The organism is Pontibacter populi (assembly GCF_040278685.1).
GTDB classification, from domain to species: domain Bacteria; phylum Bacteroidota; class Bacteroidia; order Cytophagales; family Hymenobacteraceae; genus Pontibacter; species Pontibacter populi.
Map to the genome: position 1 here is coordinate 275,928 of NZ_JBEOKT010000006.1, position 15,535 is coordinate 291,462.

Below are 15,535 nucleotides of genomic sequence, written 5' to 3' on the forward strand. Positions count from 1 at the left end.
GCTGTTGTTTTATAACGCGCCTTGTGCTTAATTTGACCTTATGATATATAGATTATTACTCGGGGCTTTTTTAGCCCTACCCTTGGCCGGACTTGCACAGCAACCTTTGCTGCAGTCCGGCCAATTGCTTAAAGACGTTCGCATACTTTCTGCCGACTCGCTTGGTGGCCGCTCAAGCGGAACAGAAGGCAGCCAGATGGCGCAGGAGTACATTATAAAACGCTTTAGGGAAATAGGCCTCAAAAGCTATAACGACAACTATAAGCAGCATTTTAAAATAGCAACTAGGAACAGTTCTGATCTAGAAGGTACAAATCTGGTAGGCTATATTCCCGGCAAATCAGGAAAAGCTATAGTTATAACCGCTCACTACGACCACGTGGGTATCCGGAAGGGCGAGGTATACAATGGTGCCGACGATAATGCCTCTGGTGTAGCTGCGCTGCTGGCGGCAGCCACCTACTTTAAGAACACTACCCCAAACCATACCCTTATTTTTTTAGCTCCCGATGCCGAAGAAAAAGGTCTGCAGGGCGCAAATGCTTTCCTTAATAACCCGCCTGTACCGTTGCAGGATATCCTACTGAATGTGAACATGGATATGCTGGGCATTAATGCGAAAGGCGAACTATACGCCAGCGGTACCTATCATAACCCATCCTTTAAACCCCTTCTGGAAAAAGTTAAGCCACGTAAACACGCTAACCTTGTGCTGGGCCACGATAAACCGGAGCAGGGCCACAACGACTGGACCAATCAATCAGATCATTACCAGTTTCATAAGCGGCAGATACCATTTATCTATTTTGGTGTAGAAGATCATGCCCATTACCACAAACCCACTGACGAGTTTAAACAGATCAACCAGCAGTTTTTCCCGGATGCGGCTGCACTCGTTATCGAGTTTATAGTTCTGGCCGATCAGAATTTAGACAAGCACCCGGATATAAAATAAAGTTGAAAAGGATATATTACATTATTTTGATATAATGATGTAATTATCTTTTTTTGCTTATCTTTTTATAGTATCCAGCGTAGATTAAAACACGCTATTGGTACGTTATGGCTTTAAGTGCTTATGCTTTAGAGTATTGCATTTTTCTAAGCATGTAGCTACTATCTTTTCTAACACTTGCACCCTTAATAACCTGTGTTTAACATGAACAGGATTAGTATAGTCTTTTTACTCTTACTCTGCCTTGGTTTAGCATGGTCTGATGCTATGGGGCAATCTGCGTTGCGTAAGCGTATGCTGGAAAGCAAAGTTCCTGAGCGTGGCGTAGTGGTGCTGGGAACAGCCGGTGTAGCTGCCGTGCGAAGCGATATCTGCGGAACACCGGATTGTAACGAATTCAGACCTGTGTTCGGGATAGGAGCCATGTACAAGTTCGACCCGATCTGGTCTGCCAGCATTAACCTGGATTATGTTAAACTTGGCGCCACCGAAAAAGACCCGACACGTCCCCGAAATCTCTCTTTCAGAACGGATGTAATTGAGCTCACCGGCTCTGTAATGTATAATCTACTGGATGGCTATAGTGGCTCCGGTGGCTACCGTTCGTCCCGTAAGCGGTTTGTGGTACCGTATGTTAAAATGGGTGCGGGTATCATTTACTACACAGCTACCTCATACCCGGGTACCGGCAGTCTAGACGAATCTCAGACAACATATGACCCTGAAAGAAAGTACCCGGCTATTGGGATAGTTGTACCTTTTGGCGGTGGACTACGTTTCCGCTTTTCAGACCAGATAAGCATCGCCCCGGAGCTTATTTATAACCTTACATCCAGCGATTACCTCGATAATGTAGGCCCGCGCCTTGCGCCTGGCAACAGCAAAGACCATTTTGGGTTAGCAGTTATCAGATTTATGTACACACCAGAAATTAAAACCAATATCTTTACCCGGAAAGCCCAGACGGGCAAGTAAGTAGCCGACGTTTTTAACCAGAGTTATTTGGTGCCGTAGTGTAACTATACGTTGCCTTGCCAATCGGCAGGGCTTTACTTGTAACAGAAACACTATGAAAACAACCGATAACAATAATAAACTTTGGTGGCTGGCAGCAGGCGCCGGTGCTTTAATGGCGGCAAGAGCTGTGTACCGTAACCTGAATGCCTACGATTTTAATGGCAAGGTAGTGCTGATAACTGGTGGCTCCCGTGGCTTGGGTCTGGTAATGGCACGGCAACTGGCTAAAGAAGGAGCGAGGCTGGTACTTTGCTCCCGTGACGAAAAGGAATTGGAAAATGCACGTTTTGAGCTGGCTGGTAAAGGTGCCGATGTGTTGGTAATGAAGTGCGATGTAACGGTAGAGCAGGAGGTGAGCGAAACGATTACGAATGTACAGAACGAGTTCGGGCCGATTGATGTGCTGATAAACAATGCAGGTGTGATACATGCCGGGCCGGTAACTGAAATGACGGTCCAGGATTTTGATGAAGCTATAAAAACACATTACTGGGGCCCGGTTTATACTACGCTGGCCGTTTTACCAGCTATGAAAGCCCGTCGCGAAGGACGTATCCTGAACATTGCATCTATAGGCGGAAAGATAAGCGTGCCACATTTGGTGCCCTATAGTGCCAGTAAATTCGCTCTTGTTGGTCTATCAGAAGGACTGCGTGCGGAACTGGACCAATATAACATTACCGTTACAACCGCTACACCGGGATTGGTGCGCACAGGTAGTCCGCGCCATGCGTTTATTAAAGGGCAGAATGAGAAAGAGTATGCTTTGTTTAAGATCATGGACTCGAGTGTGCTAACATCTAACAGTGCCGAAGCTACTGCTAAAAGTATCCTGGATGCGCTGCGCCACGGCGATGCCCAGGTAACGACTACTTTTCCGGCGATGTTTGGCGAGTTTATACATGGCATCTCACCGGCTTTTATGACCTCTGTTTTCTCGGTCATAAATAAGTTTTTACCCGGTGAAGGTGGTATAGGTAAGAACAGGGCAACAGGCGCCGAGAGCGAAACCGACCTGTCGATGTCTTGGCTGACGGAGCGTACCCAGAAAGCTGCCATGCAGAACAATGAAATATAAAACCAAACTATAAACTATAGCAACCACCCTTAACGCTGCGCAGGCAGCCATAAAAGTAAATGCAGATCAAAAACAAACAGAAAGTATATGACGGTTACTTTAAAATGTATGAGCTGACCGTAGAGCAGGATGGCCATACATTTAAGCGCGAGCAATTTGACCGAGGCACTGCCGTAGCCGCGTTGGTGCATGACACTGAAAAAGATAGTTTTATTCTGACCAAACAGTTCAGGATAGGATCGGAATCAGAACTGATTGAAGTTGTGGCCGGCATGATTGACGAAGGGGAGGCTCCGGAAGTGAGTATTAGACGGGAGATAGAAGAAGAGATAGGCTACCATGTAGATCAGCTGGAGCATTTGTATACCTTCTTTTCGTCGCCGGGAGGTACTACCGAGAAAGTACTTTTATATTTTGCCGAAGTAAGCAAGCAGCATACCGACGGTGGCGGAAAAGCCGATGAGCACGAGAAGATCGAAATTGTGGAGTTAAGTGCCAAAGAGTTCCTGGAATTGCAAACCCCGGATGCCAAAACGATCATTTCTCAACTATGGTTTAAGCTGAAGCAGAAGTAACAACTATAGCATATAACTATAAAAGGCCGGTCAATCAACCGGCCTTTTATAGTTTGTTTTTACTCAACTTCGTTCAGCATGTTTCGGGTATCGGCGGCACCTTCCAGGGCCAGGTATTCGGCCTGCAACGTTCTGATCTTTAACTTATCGGATGTGCTGATCTGACCTTCTATCTGTCCGCGGCGCTCATTCAGTTTGCTGTACACATGGTCTACATAATCCCAGTCTCCTGGTGTCCAGCTGCGTTTTTTAATGCGGACCTCACTCATAAAAGTTAAGTAAGCTTCGCGAATGCTGGATGGGCCTATAGTTGAAATATTTTGATAGTCGCGCAGCAGTTTTTGTTCCCATGTTTTTACCAGAGCCGGGTCAAGTGGCTGGCTTTGGCGACGTTCCTGTCGTGCTTCCCAGGTTTCGTAGCGTTGTTTCAGCCGGCGGTATTCTTCCTTCGATTCCGTGGATAAGCTATCAAAATTACGCTCAATGTCCTCGTTCATGCGGCGGAGCTCCTCTTTAGTTTCAGGCCAGTTCTCACGGATGGCAGTATCGGTTCTGTCAGCTTTTTCGTTCATCCAGCTGCGCAGCTTTTCCAGTTTATCTTCGGTAGTTTCGCCGGTGGTGGCAACTATAGTTGTATCTCTGTCCCGGTCGGTAGCATCTCCTTCCTCTACAGTTCGGGTTTGTTCGCAGGCAAACAGGCCGGCAGAAAATAGTATGGCAGCCAGCCAGTTCATCGTTTTATTTTGCTTGTTCATGTCGGTTTGGTTTTAGTGCAATTGTTCGCCTCAACTATCATACGCAATACCCAATTATCCAGATACTTTAATGTAATGTGGCAATCACTTTTCCTTTCCGGATACCATCACCATACCTGAAATCCTGGTTTACGGTAACCGGCAATCTGCCCCGTGCCTTCAACTCACCGAAAGCTACCTGTGCCGCAGCCTGCTGTGCATGAAACAATGGCTGATACGCAACTATAAGCGCTTCGCTTTCTTCAATCCCCGGGAACTGGTTGATGGCATAAGCATTATCAAAAAGTACAGTTACCGTTTTCTTATCTCTGATGATGTGGCGAACCAATGCTTTTGCTTCTGGGGAATAGCCCATGTTGTTACTAGGCCTGATGCTAGGCCCGTAAAGCGACAGCAATACCACATCATATTTCCGGAGCTGTTTTTGAAGTTTAAGAATCTCTTTTTTAGTAGCCTTACGCGATATGATAAATTCCTTTGTTCTGGCATACTTATCGGCCTCACGCTGGAAAACTGTAGTTCTGCGGGCACCTATTGATACGGTAGCGATACGGGTTCTGCGACGTTGCTTAACAGGAATGATCTTTTTGTAGTTACGGAGTAAGGTAATTGAAGCTTCCGCCAATATACGGTTGGTACTGTCTGCGATAGGTGGGTTCAGGTCTTCGTAAAGGTTGTTTAACTCTATGGGTTTATAGTTGTCGAGGCCCAGCCATTGCTTGGCAGCCAAAACACGACGGCATTTCAGGTCTATTTCCGCTTGTGTAAGGTCCCCTCTGACTATGGCTGCCTTTATAGCTTGTATGGCTTTGGGCACATTATTCAGTCGTTCCAGTATATCGTTTCCGGCCATCAGGGCGCGCACTTCCGCTTCGCCAGGTTCAAAGTATTTGGTAACGCCTTTCATTACCATGGCATCTGTAAATATCAACCCTTTAAACTTAAGGTGATTTTTAAGCAGCCCTGTAACTATAGGTTTGGATAGGGTAGATGGCAGAAGCCTGGCGGAATCGAGCTTAGGGATGTGCATGTGAGCCACCATGATACTGCCGATCCCATATTTAATTAGTTCCTTAAAAGGATATAGTTCCAGCGAATCGAGGCGCTGCCTGTCGTAGGGTATAATGGGTAAGTCGTAATGCGAGTCCACGTCGGTATCGCCATGGCCCGGGAAATGCTTTGCTGTGGCCAATATCTCGTTGTCCTGCATGCCCTGCATATAGGCCAGGCTTTTGGCTGTTACATCCAGGCGGTCTTCGCCGAAGGCGCGGTAACCAATAATAGGGTTGGCAGCATTGTTATTGATATCGGCAACGGGAGCAAAGTTTACGTGCATGCCCAGTCGCTTGAACTCTGAAGCAACCTCAGCCCCCATCTGGTAGATCAGGCCGTTATCCTCAATAGCGCCCAGCATCTGCTGAAACGGGTATTGCACCGTACTGTCCAGGCGCATGCCCACACCAGTCTCAGCGTCCATCGCGATCATAAGCGGAACCTTTGCTGCTGCCTGGTACTTGTTGGTTAGCTTAGCCTGCCGTACTGGTCCTCCCTGGAAAAATATGATACCCCCAACCTGGTACTTTTTGATTAGCCGCATTACATCAGCCTCATACTTTGGGCCCTTATCTGAAAAAGCCTCTACTATAATAAGCTGCGCAATGCGTTGTTCCGGGGTAAGGGTATTAAATACCGAATCGACCCAACGCGAAGACGGATTTTCAAGCGCCTCTATTATTGAAGCCGGTCGTATGTAAGGTACATGTTCTTCAGGGGCATAATTTTCTTCCTGTTGGGCATGGCGGCTCGCGTCGGAACCTTCGCAGTTCCAAAGCAAGAATGGCAGCACAAAAAGCAGTAAATGATAAAATGGCTTAGCCGCAGGGTGGTAACGTAAGCAACGCATAGTCGAGTAAAACACTTCTGTACTTACTTTTTATCTCAGATTAGGTTTTAACTTGTCTGTAATTTTAGGTAAAACAATTGTTTTGCAGGGGCTTTTGATTTACCTGGTATAGGTTTATTACGCAATTTTGGCTACTTTTTGATCTGCAGAAACACATAACTATAGCAAATGAACACAGGGACCGGAATACTGGAAAGCACAGAACAGGAAAGCAGCCGGTTTGCCTATAGTTTTCTGCCGGGGCTGTTATTTGTAGTGCTGATCTGGCTAGTACATTTGCTGGCATACCTGACCGACGCAGACCTGGCATTTCTGGGGGTATATCCGCGTAGCTTTTTTGGCTTGACTGGTGTGTTCCTGAGCCCGCTCATCCATGCCGATCTGAAACACCTCTTATCCAATACTTTTCCGTTGGTGCTGCTTTCGGGGTTTATACTTTTTATACACAGGCGAGAAGGGGCAAACGTGATCGGGCTGGTTTATATCCTGAGTGGGGTATTTACCTGGTTTATCGGGCGGCAGGCTTACCACATTGGGGCAAGTGGGGTAGTGTATGGTATGGCTGGTTACCTGCTTTTCAGAGGATTTATAACCCGCGACCGTGGTGCGCTGGCCGTGGCCTTTGCCGTGCTGTTCCTGTACAGTGGTTTGTTCTATGGCTTGTTTCCGAAAGAGGAGCGCGTATCGTGGGAGGGGCACCTGGCCGGCATGTTTGCCGGATTAATAGCTGTGATCATCTACGGGCAGCGACCTTTCAGGAAAAGGAAGACTTCGGATACAACTATAGCCATACAACCAGATATAACGCAGCGCCATACCAGCAATACATTTGTGCCTTATTACATACACTATACTATAAACTATAGTACGCCCAATGCAAAAGATACTAAGCCCTTTGTGTATACCTTAAAACCTGATACTCAACCTGGCCAAAAACCAACCCTTCTGCAGCATTCTGCGTCTGTAAAGGAGCGGAAAAAAACCTGATACATGACCGAGCTTCAAAAAAACAGTAATACTGACCATCAACATAAAGAAGAAATTAAAGAAAGCAAGTGGCCTATGATCATTACTGGGCTTATAATTGCGGCCCTGGTTAGCTCTTATTTTATTTTTCCTGAATTTAAACAAACTATAAACGAAGGCTGGCAGGTGCTGACCAGCGGCGATAAGCAGCGCATATCGGAGTGGGTAAGCCAGTTTGGTTTCTGGGGTCCGTTTTTTATAGTGCTGGCGATGATTGCCCAGATGTTTTTGCTGGTTGTAAATGTGGTGCTGCTGATGCTGGTGGCCATTATTGCATATGGACCAGTATGGGGATCTGTTATTGCAGTGGCGGCCGTTCTGGTTTCGTCAACTATAGGCTATATAATTGGTAAAAGTGTAGGCGAGGCAGGCGTAAGCAAACTGATAGGTGCAAAAGCAGAGCGCAAGGTTTCTGAGTTTATGGATGAATATGGGATCTGGGCGATTATAATTGCGCGTATCTCTCCGTTCCTCTCTAACGATGCCGTCAGTTTTGTAGCTGGTTTTGCCACCATGCGCTACTGGCAGTTTATACTTGCAACTATAGCCGGAATTGTGCCGCTTACAGTGTTGCTTGCCTGGCTCGGCGAGAACAATCAACGCCTTAAGACCGGACTTATCTGGGTATCGGCTGTAAGCCTTGTTTTGTTTATCGGGTATGTGCTGTATGATAAATATTACAAAAATAAATCTGCTCCTAAATCCTAGATAAAGACCTGTTTTAAGCTTTGTTTTTGAAGGCATATTTATACAATTAATGCATTCATAGAGTCGGGGTATATGTGAGTCAAACCACTGAAACCCTTGCATTAAGAGCATTACGTAGTGCGCTATATATAGCTATAGCTATGTTTTTATAGTTGTATCATTTTTTAGGAAATTTATAAGTATAAATAATTATTAAAAAAGTACCTTTTTATCAATTCCAGCCTATAGTACTATAACCTATATCCTGAAGTGTCGTTTAAGCGGTTTGTTGTTGCCAAATCGATGTTTCACTAAAAGGATTTCTTATGATTAGGTACAAAATACTTGCGGCTGTGTTTTCTGTTATAGTTGCCGTCGCCGAAGAATTTTCATTACTGAAGTTAGAACCTGCCTCCTCAAATATAGAAAGTGAAGAAAAATGGCTCGCAATTCCTGAACCCCCAAGAGCCACTCCGATACCTCTCCCAACCCTTAAAGTTTCCGCTTCTGTTTACCACCCCGAACCGCACCAAACCGATAGTACTCCCTTTATAACTGCAGATGGTTCCAGAATAAACCGCAGAGATCCGGGCAAGCACCGCTGGCTGGCTGTATCACGTAACCTGCATGCACGCTGGGGCGGCGATCTGGAGTTCGGAGATTCTCTTTGGGTCTCCGGTATTTCTGATGATCTGGATGGCTTGTATATTGTGCGTGATGTGATGAACAGGAGGTTCCGGAACCAGGTTGATATATTGGTTGGCCGGAAAGATAAAGTAATGGGTTTCTGGAAAAATGTAGGCATTGCCAAATTTGAACAACCAACCCAACGAAGCGCAGCAGTTGCCGTAACCAATTAGTTAACTCTTAACCGGGTATTGCAGCACCCAGCACCTGCCCGGCTTACAAGCAACTATGCAGCAGCAGGAACGGTTACAGCAACAGGAAGCAAAACAACTGGAAAGGGAGCGATACAAACTCCTGAACCGCTTACAGCACACCCTTGAGGTCCCGATGGTAGTGCTGGGAATTATCTGGCTGGTTTTACTGGTCATAGAGCTTATCAGAGGGCTTTCACCTATACTGCAGTACATTAACACCACGATCTGGATCATCTTTATTCTTGATTTCATTATCAAGATCATCCTGGCACCCCGTAAAATTGAATTTTTAAAGCATAACGTACTAACAACTATATCGTTGGCAGTACCTGCATTGCGTGTTTTCAGGCTGGCACGTTTGTTCCGGGTAATGCGCTCTGTCAGGGCAGTGCGCGGGCTAAGGCTGGTTAAAGTGATCGGTTCTATTAACAGGGGCATGCGGAGCCTGGGTAATGCCATGCAACGCCGTGCTTTCGGGTATGTATTAACGCTGACACTTATTGTTATTGTAGCAGGCGCAGCCGGAATGTATGCCTTCGAAAATAATCATGGCCTTAATACTTACGGCGAAGCACTCTGGTGGACAGTTATGCTACTGACCTCTATAGGTAGTGATTATTTTCCGGTTACTGCTGAGGGGCGTGTGCTTTGCTTTTTGCTCGCCGTTTATGGGTTTGCGGTGTTTGGTTATTTTACGGCAACGCTCGCTACCTTTTTTATTGATAGGGATGCTGAAAGCTCAAAAGGAGAGCTTGCCGGATCCAAGCAGGTTAAAGCGCTGCAACACGAAATAAAAGAACTGAGAGCCGAACTGCAGGCAGTTTTAAAAAGCACTGGAAACTATAACCCCCCTCAGCCGCCACCGCAACTATAAGTTAAGTTTGATGAAACGTAGAAAACACTTATTTTAGAAGTGTAACTATACCATACTCATGACCAGAGAAGAAGCCAGAACAATACTAACCCAGATGACAACCAGCGAAAGCCTTTTGCGCCACGCCCGCACCGTAGAACTGGTAATGGAAGCCTATGCTACAAAACTTGGAGAAGACGCAAAGAAATGGGCCGTTACAGGCATGTTGCATGATGCAGATTACCAGGCTTTCCCGGAACAGCACCCGAATGTTATTGTAAACCTGCTGCGCGAACGAGGCGAGGAAGAAATTGCGCACGCCATCTCAGCGCATTACACGCACTGGGGTGTTTCGTATGATACTTTGCTGGATAAAGCATTACTGGCTTGCGATGAACTGACTGGTTTTATAGTTGCCTGCGCGCAGGTCAGGCCGCAGCGGCTGGAAGGTTTGGAGCCGAAATCAGTGATAAAGAAACTGGGTCAGAAAAGTTTTGCCGCCTCTGTTGATCGGGACGAAGTTAGGATTGGCGCAGAGCTGTTTGAGGTTGATATGAAAGAACACATAGCCTTTATTATTCAGGTGCTGCAACAAAACCAGGTCGAACTGCAACTACAGCCACAAACTGGGGCACAGGTATAAACGAAGCGGGTCTGGAGCCCGCTTTTTTATTGCATATAGTCGCTCAGTATCTCGAAGCCTTCTTTTTCATCTTTGGCTTCTACCACTTCGTTTATCACAAACTGTATTTCCTGTTCCGACCAGTTTTCCTTTTCGGCAGCTTTTACAAACACATCTATAGCGGCATACCTGTTGCCAGTAGTTGGTAAAGCAGCCTTCACTTTCTTCCGAATTCTCATACCTATAGTTTTACAACCCAAAGGTACAAAGTTGCTGGTGTAATCTGAAATAGGGTAAAGTTATAGTATATGCTAACCAACTCTTTATAGTTACCTCCGTTTTACAAAAAGCAACGGAAGTAGCGTATGGAGAAAAAACTTTACACCTGGGACGAGCTCCAACAACTCAGCGAAAATAATATCATGATTTACCTGGCTCCAGTAATTATTGGGCTGGTTATAGTTGAGTTGCTGATAAGTTATTACAGGAACCGGAATTATTACGAAAAGAATGATACGCTGGCGGCACTCGGTATCGGCTTGGGAAATGCGGTTATAGGGATCGGGTTAAAGGTGTCGTTGTTTGCGATCTCGATGTGGATCTATAGTAAGGTGCCTTGGGCAATGCCTCGCGCGTGGTGGGGATTTATAGTTTGCTTTGCAGCCGTGGATTTCTGCCGGTACTGGGCGCACCGCATATCGCATGAGCAACGGTTCTGGTGGGCAACACACGTTACGCACCACTCTTCCACTAAAATGAATTTCCTGATATCGCTCCGCACCAGCTGGACTGCTCCTTTAAAGTTCGTTTTCTTTTTACCTATTCCCTTATTAGGAATCGATCCACTTACTTTTTTTATTTGCCACCAGGCTGCAGTGCTTTACCAGTTTTTTGTACACACGGAGTTAGTCAAAAAGTTACCGGCACCTATTGAGTATATTTTTGTAACGCCCTCACATCATCGGGTACATCATGGTTCCAACCCCGAGTACATCGACCGTAACTATGGATCCACCTTCATTATCTGGGATCGGATATTCGGTACTTTTGAGCCGGAAGTAAATCAGCCGGTTTATGGTTTAACTACTCCTGTAACGTCTTATAATCCGGTTTACCTGGTTTTTCATGAGTGGGTAGATATAGCGAAAGACGTAGCAAGATGCCGCTCGTTTTCCGAAGCATGGAAAGTGCTCTTTAATCCACCGGGCAGTATAGTTATTAAACGAAACAAGCAGCAAGAAGAGATGAAAGTAGAAGTGATGAAAGCCCCAAAGCCGACTTTCGCTAAGGAAAAGGTTTGACTTTGTAGTTATAACTATAGAATCGCTCCAGCGCTGTTTCTACTAATTTTCTTATAACTATAGATCACTGTCAAACAAAACAGGCAGCTATAGTTAGCTGCCTGTTTTGTTTGATGTATATTGGGTTTCTATTAAACTGAGAAGCTATCTCCGCAACCGCAGGTACGACTGGCATTCGGGTTATTAAAGTAAAAGCCTTTACCGTTCAATCCATCAGAGAAGTCAAGTTCAGTGCCAGCCAGGTAAAGGAAGCTTTTCATATCAACCACTACCTTAATGCCTTTATCTTCAAACTCCTGGTCCATTGGCTTCACTTCATCATCAAAGTCAAGGTTATAGGAAAGGCCGGAGCATCCGCCGCCTGCAACAGATGCGCGCAAACGGAACGTGTCATCTAACTGCGCATCGTGCTTCAGTTTAATAACTTTCTCTTTTGCTTTATCTGATACTGTTATCATAACTATAAATCTTTAAGATACCGGGTTCATTACAACACTGAAAACGGTAATAGTGTTCATGTCGCGGCCAAAGTATAATTTATCAAGCGCCTCGTACATATTACGCGCCCGGAAGTAGGATGTATTCAGTTCCTTGTCGCCGCGCGCCATCCACTGTACTGTAAAAGAACTTTCCTTATCACGGTAATTCTGCACATACTCCCACATTTTGCGGAGTACATCCACGCGATCATAACCAACTTCTGTATGAAACAGGAACGACTGGTTGTGACGCGGATTTACCGTGATCAGGTCAAGGCGAACCTTGTTGTCCATTTGGCGAAACTCAAAAAGCAGACTGCTGCCGCTTATTCCTAAGTGGTTCTCAATCTGCTTCTGAATGCGTGCACTCTCAACGTGCACATCTGTCTTCGACTCCATTCGTGAGTCCGGGTTTCTTAGTGGTGAGACTTAGGCATTTCCAATGCTGGAAGGCCGTTCTTAACTCTATAGTCGTTGATAGCAGACTTAATTGCATCTTCCGCTAACACAGAGCAGTGAATTTTAACAGGCGGTAATGCCAGTTCTTCCACTATATCCATGTTGTCGATAGATAATGCTTCGTCAACAGACTTACCTTTTAACCACTCTGTTGCAAGCGATGAAGAAGCAATAGCAGAACCACAACCGAACGTCTTGAACTTAGCATCCGTGATGATCTGGTTCTCATCTACTTCAATCTGAAGGCGCATTACGTCGCCACACTCAGGTGCACCAACAAGGCCGGTACCCACATTGTTCTTCGCTTTATCAAGCGTACCAACGTTGCGTGGGTTGTTATAATGATCAATTACTTTATCTGAATAAGCCATAGCTTTGTTTAATTACTAATTGTTAATGATGAATGACTAATATGTTCTGAGCAATTATTCATTACTCACTATACATTATTAATTATCTTAATGGTCTGCCCACTCAATAGAGTTGATGTCAACACCTTCCTTAAACATCTCCCAAAGCGGAGACATTTCGCGAAGTTTGGCAACTGCTTCTTTTACGTGGTTGATGGCATAGTCCACTTCTTCATCAGTAGTAAATCGGCTGAAACCGAAACGCAGCGAAGAGTGAGCCAGGTCATCACTTAAACCTAACGCTTTTAATACGTAAGATGGCTCCAAAGATGCTGATGTACAGGCGGATCCCGAAGAAACTGCGATGTCTTTCACACCCATCATCAGGCCTTCGCCTTCTACATATTTAAAAGAGATATTGGTAACGTGTGGCAAACGGTGCTCTACAGATCCGTTCACATAAGACTCTTCTATAGTTAAAAGCTCTTTTTCTAAACGGTCGCGCATTGCAGAGATACGGGCTGTATCAGCTTCCATTTCCTGCTTGGCAAGCTCGCAGGCTTTACCTAAACCAACTATACCAGTTACGTTAAGCGTACCAGAACGCATACCACGCTCGTGTCCGCCACCGTCCATCTGGGCAGTAACTTTAACACGTGGGTTCTTACGACGCACATAAAGTGCACCAACTCCTTTAGGGCCGTACATTTTATGACCAGAGAAGGCCATCAGGTCTATTCCGTCAGCTTCTACATCAACCGGAATTTTACCTACCGCCTGCGTAGCATCTGTAAAGAACAGTACACCATGCTTTTTAGCGATAGCAGAAATTTCACGGATCGGCTGGATAACACCAACTTCGTTATTGGCATACATAATAGAGATCAGGATCGTTTTATCCGTGATCGCTTCTTCCAGTTCTTTCAGGTCGATAAGACCTTTTTCGTTCACTTTCAGGTAAGTTACCTTACCACCAAGCTTTTCGATGTGCTTGCACGTATCAAGAACAGCCTTGTGCTCGGTAGTAGCCGTAATAATATGGTTACCCTTGGTCGCGTACATTTCGAACACACCTTTAATAGCCAGGTTATCAGACTCAGTAGCACCAGAAGTGAAAATGATCTCTTTTGGAGAACAGTTAATAAGCGAAGCGATCTGCTCGCGGGCGTAATCAACAGCTTCTTCAGCATGCCAGCCAAAAGCGTGGTTACGTGATGCGGCATTACCAAACTTGTTTGTCAGGTAAGGCATCATCGCATCCAGCACGCGTGGGTCAAGCGGGGTAGTAGCGTTGTTGTCTAAATATATCGGAAATGTTAGCATAGCACTTATCTCTTTTAACTCTGCTACCATAACAGTTGGCAGAATTGATTAGTTTTGATTCGGTGCAAAAATACTAAATTTTACTTACTTAGACTAATTACAAATAAAAAATGAAGAAGGTTGAACACATTGGTATTGCCGTTAAAAATTTTAGTGAAGCAAACGGGTTATACTATAAATTACTTGGCGTAGAACCGTATAAAGCAGAGTATGTGGAGTCGGAGGGAGTAAACACGTCGTTCTTTAGAGTTGGCGAAACTAAAATAGAACTACTGGAAGCTACCAACCCTGATAGCGCCATTGCAAAGTTTATAGAAAAACGTGGAGAAGGCATCCATCATATCGCGTTTGAAGTAGAAGATATTGTAGCAGAAATGGAGCGCCTGAAACAGGAAGGTTTTATTCTGCTGAACGAACAACCAAAGAAAGGCGCTGATAACAAACTGGTTTGCTTTGTGCATCCTAAAAGTGCCAACGGCGTGCTGATAGAACTGACACAGGAAATACGATAGATTGTTAAATTGCTGGATTGTTTAATTGTTAACTCACCTGATAGTTTAACTATAGCAATTCAACAATTAAACCATTTAACAATTAAACAACTGAAACTATGAAAGACTTAGTAAGGGAAGTGCAGGCAGCTGAAGAAGAACTGCTGATGGGCAATGTGATCCTGTACCCGACTGATACGGTTTGGGGGATTGGCTGCGATGCGCAGGAAGCCAAAGCAGTACAAAAAGTCTTCAAAATAAAAGAGCGTGACCCATCAAAATCGATGATCATTCTGGTAGCGGATGTAGAGATGGTGAAGCATTATGTAAAGGAAGTGCCCGATGCGTTTGAGAAGATGCTGGAAGAACAGGATAGGCCCACCACCTATATTTTTGAAGGAGCCCAGAATTTACCGAAAGAAGTAGTTGCACCCGACGGAACAATAGCTATCCGTGTCGTAAAGGATGATTTTTGCCATAAACTTATCCGCCAGCTCGACAGGCCATTGGTTTCTACATCTGCTAACCTGAGTGGAGGTAAATCGCCGTCTAAGTTTGCAGAGATAGATGAAGAATTAAAAAAACGGGTGGACTATGTGGTACGCTGGCGACAGGATGAAGATATGGAGGCTAAGCCATCACGCATTGTTAAAATAAACGCCAACGGCAAAACAGAAACAATACGGGAGTAAACTATAGACAGGCAATTTTCTGGCATCCAACAACAGGCTAACTATAGTTTGGCTCTTATCCTTTGCCTAATTGTCTTTTGTCCTGCTA

At 45.2% G+C, this 15,535-nt stretch carries 19 protein-coding genes; 12 read left to right on the plus strand and 7 right to left on the minus strand.

Annotated features, from left to right (window positions below; translation table 11 throughout):
- The first annotated feature begins 82 nt into the window (after nucleotides 1-82).
- From ABS362_RS09235 to ABS362_RS09250, 4 genes are all read left to right on the plus strand, one after another.
- Complete coding sequence (locus tag ABS362_RS09235) at nucleotides 83-955, plus strand: M28 family peptidase (RefSeq protein ID WP_350412143.1); 873 nt, start codon at nucleotides 83-85, stop codon at nucleotides 953-955.
- A 204-nt stretch (nucleotides 956-1,159) separates the two neighbouring features.
- On the plus strand, nucleotides 1,160-1,930 hold the full coding sequence (locus ABS362_RS09240; protein ID WP_350412144.1) for an outer membrane beta-barrel protein: 771 nt from the start codon (nucleotides 1,160-1,162) through the stop codon (nucleotides 1,928-1,930).
- Nucleotides 1,931-2,024: 94 nt separating this feature from the next.
- Nucleotides 2,025-3,050: an SDR family NAD(P)-dependent oxidoreductase gene (locus ABS362_RS09245; protein WP_350412145.1), complete on the plus strand. Its 1,026-nt coding sequence runs from the start codon at nucleotides 2,025-2,027 to the stop codon at nucleotides 3,048-3,050.
- 59 nt (nucleotides 3,051-3,109) lie between these two features.
- On the plus strand, nucleotides 3,110-3,625 hold the full coding sequence (locus tag ABS362_RS09250) for an NUDIX domain-containing protein (protein WP_350412146.1): 516 nt from the start codon (nucleotides 3,110-3,112) through the stop codon (nucleotides 3,623-3,625).
- 59 nt (nucleotides 3,626-3,684) lie between these two features.
- On the opposite strand, the gene ABS362_RS09255 is transcribed toward ABS362_RS09250, so the two are convergent.
- Together ABS362_RS09255 and ABS362_RS09260 are read right to left on the minus strand one after the other, a co-directional pair.
- Nucleotides 3,685-4,380: a DUF6565 domain-containing protein gene (locus tag ABS362_RS09255; protein ID WP_350412147.1), complete on the minus strand. Its 696-nt coding sequence runs from the start codon at nucleotides 4,378-4,380 to the stop codon at nucleotides 3,685-3,687.
- A gap of 67 nt (nucleotides 4,381-4,447) precedes the next feature.
- The gene (locus ABS362_RS09260) at nucleotides 4,448-6,283 is read right to left on the minus strand and encodes a glycoside hydrolase family 3 protein (RefSeq protein WP_350412149.1); all 1,836 of its coding nucleotides are present in this window, start codon (nucleotides 6,281-6,283) and stop codon (nucleotides 4,448-4,450) included.
- Between the two features lie 168 nt (nucleotides 6,284-6,451).
- Here ABS362_RS09260 and ABS362_RS09265 point away from each other — a divergent pair, with 168 nt between their 5' ends.
- From ABS362_RS09265 to ABS362_RS09285, 5 genes are all read left to right on the plus strand, one after another.
- Nucleotides 6,452-7,270: a rhomboid family intramembrane serine protease gene (locus tag ABS362_RS09265; RefSeq protein WP_350412150.1), complete on the plus strand. Its 819-nt coding sequence runs from the start codon at nucleotides 6,452-6,454 to the stop codon at nucleotides 7,268-7,270.
- Nucleotides 7,271-7,273: 3 nt separating this feature from the next.
- Entirely contained in the window at nucleotides 7,274-8,017 is a 744-nt protein-coding gene (locus ABS362_RS09270; protein WP_350412152.1) for a TVP38/TMEM64 family protein, read from the plus strand.
- Nucleotides 8,018-8,322: 305 nt separating this feature from the next.
- The gene (locus ABS362_RS09275) at nucleotides 8,323-8,856 is read left to right on the plus strand and encodes an RlpA-like double-psi beta-barrel domain-containing protein (protein WP_350412153.1); all 534 of its coding nucleotides are present in this window, start codon (nucleotides 8,323-8,325) and stop codon (nucleotides 8,854-8,856) included.
- Between the two features lie 55 nt (nucleotides 8,857-8,911).
- Nucleotides 8,912-9,751 (plus strand): potassium channel family protein, encoded by an 840-nt coding sequence (locus ABS362_RS09280; protein ID WP_350412154.1) that lies wholly within the window; start codon nucleotides 8,912-8,914, stop codon nucleotides 9,749-9,751.
- 58 nt (nucleotides 9,752-9,809) lie between these two features.
- Complete coding sequence (locus tag ABS362_RS09285) at nucleotides 9,810-10,373, plus strand: HD domain-containing protein (protein ID WP_350412155.1); 564 nt, start codon at nucleotides 9,810-9,812, stop codon at nucleotides 10,371-10,373.
- Nucleotides 10,374-10,399: 26 nt separating this feature from the next.
- Here the strand turns inward: ABS362_RS09285 and ABS362_RS09290 are convergent, their stop codons facing one another.
- Entirely contained in the window at nucleotides 10,400-10,591 is a 192-nt protein-coding gene (locus ABS362_RS09290; RefSeq protein WP_350412156.1) for a hypothetical protein, read from the minus strand.
- Nucleotides 10,592-10,717: 126 nt separating this feature from the next.
- On the opposite strand from ABS362_RS09290, the gene ABS362_RS09295 reads away from it, so the two are divergent.
- On the plus strand, nucleotides 10,718-11,653 hold the full coding sequence (locus tag ABS362_RS09295; protein WP_350412157.1) for a sterol desaturase family protein: 936 nt from the start codon (nucleotides 10,718-10,720) through the stop codon (nucleotides 11,651-11,653).
- A 131-nt stretch (nucleotides 11,654-11,784) separates the two neighbouring features.
- Here ABS362_RS09295 and ABS362_RS09300 read toward each other — a convergent pair whose 3' ends face one another.
- From ABS362_RS09300 to ABS362_RS09315, 4 genes are all read right to left on the minus strand, one after another.
- Nucleotides 11,785-12,111, minus strand: coding sequence for a HesB/IscA family protein (locus ABS362_RS09300; protein ID WP_350412158.1), 327 nt, complete (start codon nucleotides 12,109-12,111; stop codon nucleotides 11,785-11,787).
- A gap of 12 nt (nucleotides 12,112-12,123) precedes the next feature.
- Complete coding sequence (locus ABS362_RS09305; RefSeq protein ID WP_350412159.1) at nucleotides 12,124-12,531, minus strand: hypothetical protein; 408 nt, start codon at nucleotides 12,529-12,531, stop codon at nucleotides 12,124-12,126.
- Between the two features lie 17 nt (nucleotides 12,532-12,548).
- The gene (gene iscU / locus ABS362_RS09310; RefSeq protein ID WP_018478387.1) at nucleotides 12,549-12,962 is read right to left on the minus strand and encodes a Fe-S cluster assembly scaffold IscU; all 414 of its coding nucleotides are present in this window, start codon (nucleotides 12,960-12,962) and stop codon (nucleotides 12,549-12,551) included.
- A gap of 87 nt (nucleotides 12,963-13,049) precedes the next feature.
- Entirely contained in the window at nucleotides 13,050-14,264 is a 1,215-nt protein-coding gene (locus tag ABS362_RS09315; RefSeq protein ID WP_350412160.1) for an IscS subfamily cysteine desulfurase, read from the minus strand.
- A gap of 110 nt (nucleotides 14,265-14,374) precedes the next feature.
- Here ABS362_RS09315 and mce point away from each other — a divergent pair, with 110 nt between their 5' ends.
- Together mce and ABS362_RS09325 are read left to right on the plus strand one after the other, a co-directional pair.
- The gene (gene mce, locus ABS362_RS09320; protein WP_350412161.1) at nucleotides 14,375-14,776 is read left to right on the plus strand and encodes a methylmalonyl-CoA epimerase; all 402 of its coding nucleotides are present in this window, start codon (nucleotides 14,375-14,377) and stop codon (nucleotides 14,774-14,776) included.
- A gap of 98 nt (nucleotides 14,777-14,874) precedes the next feature.
- On the plus strand, nucleotides 14,875-15,447 hold the full coding sequence (locus tag ABS362_RS09325; RefSeq protein WP_350412162.1) for an L-threonylcarbamoyladenylate synthase: 573 nt from the start codon (nucleotides 14,875-14,877) through the stop codon (nucleotides 15,445-15,447).
- Nucleotides 15,448-15,535: the final 88 nt, after the last annotated feature.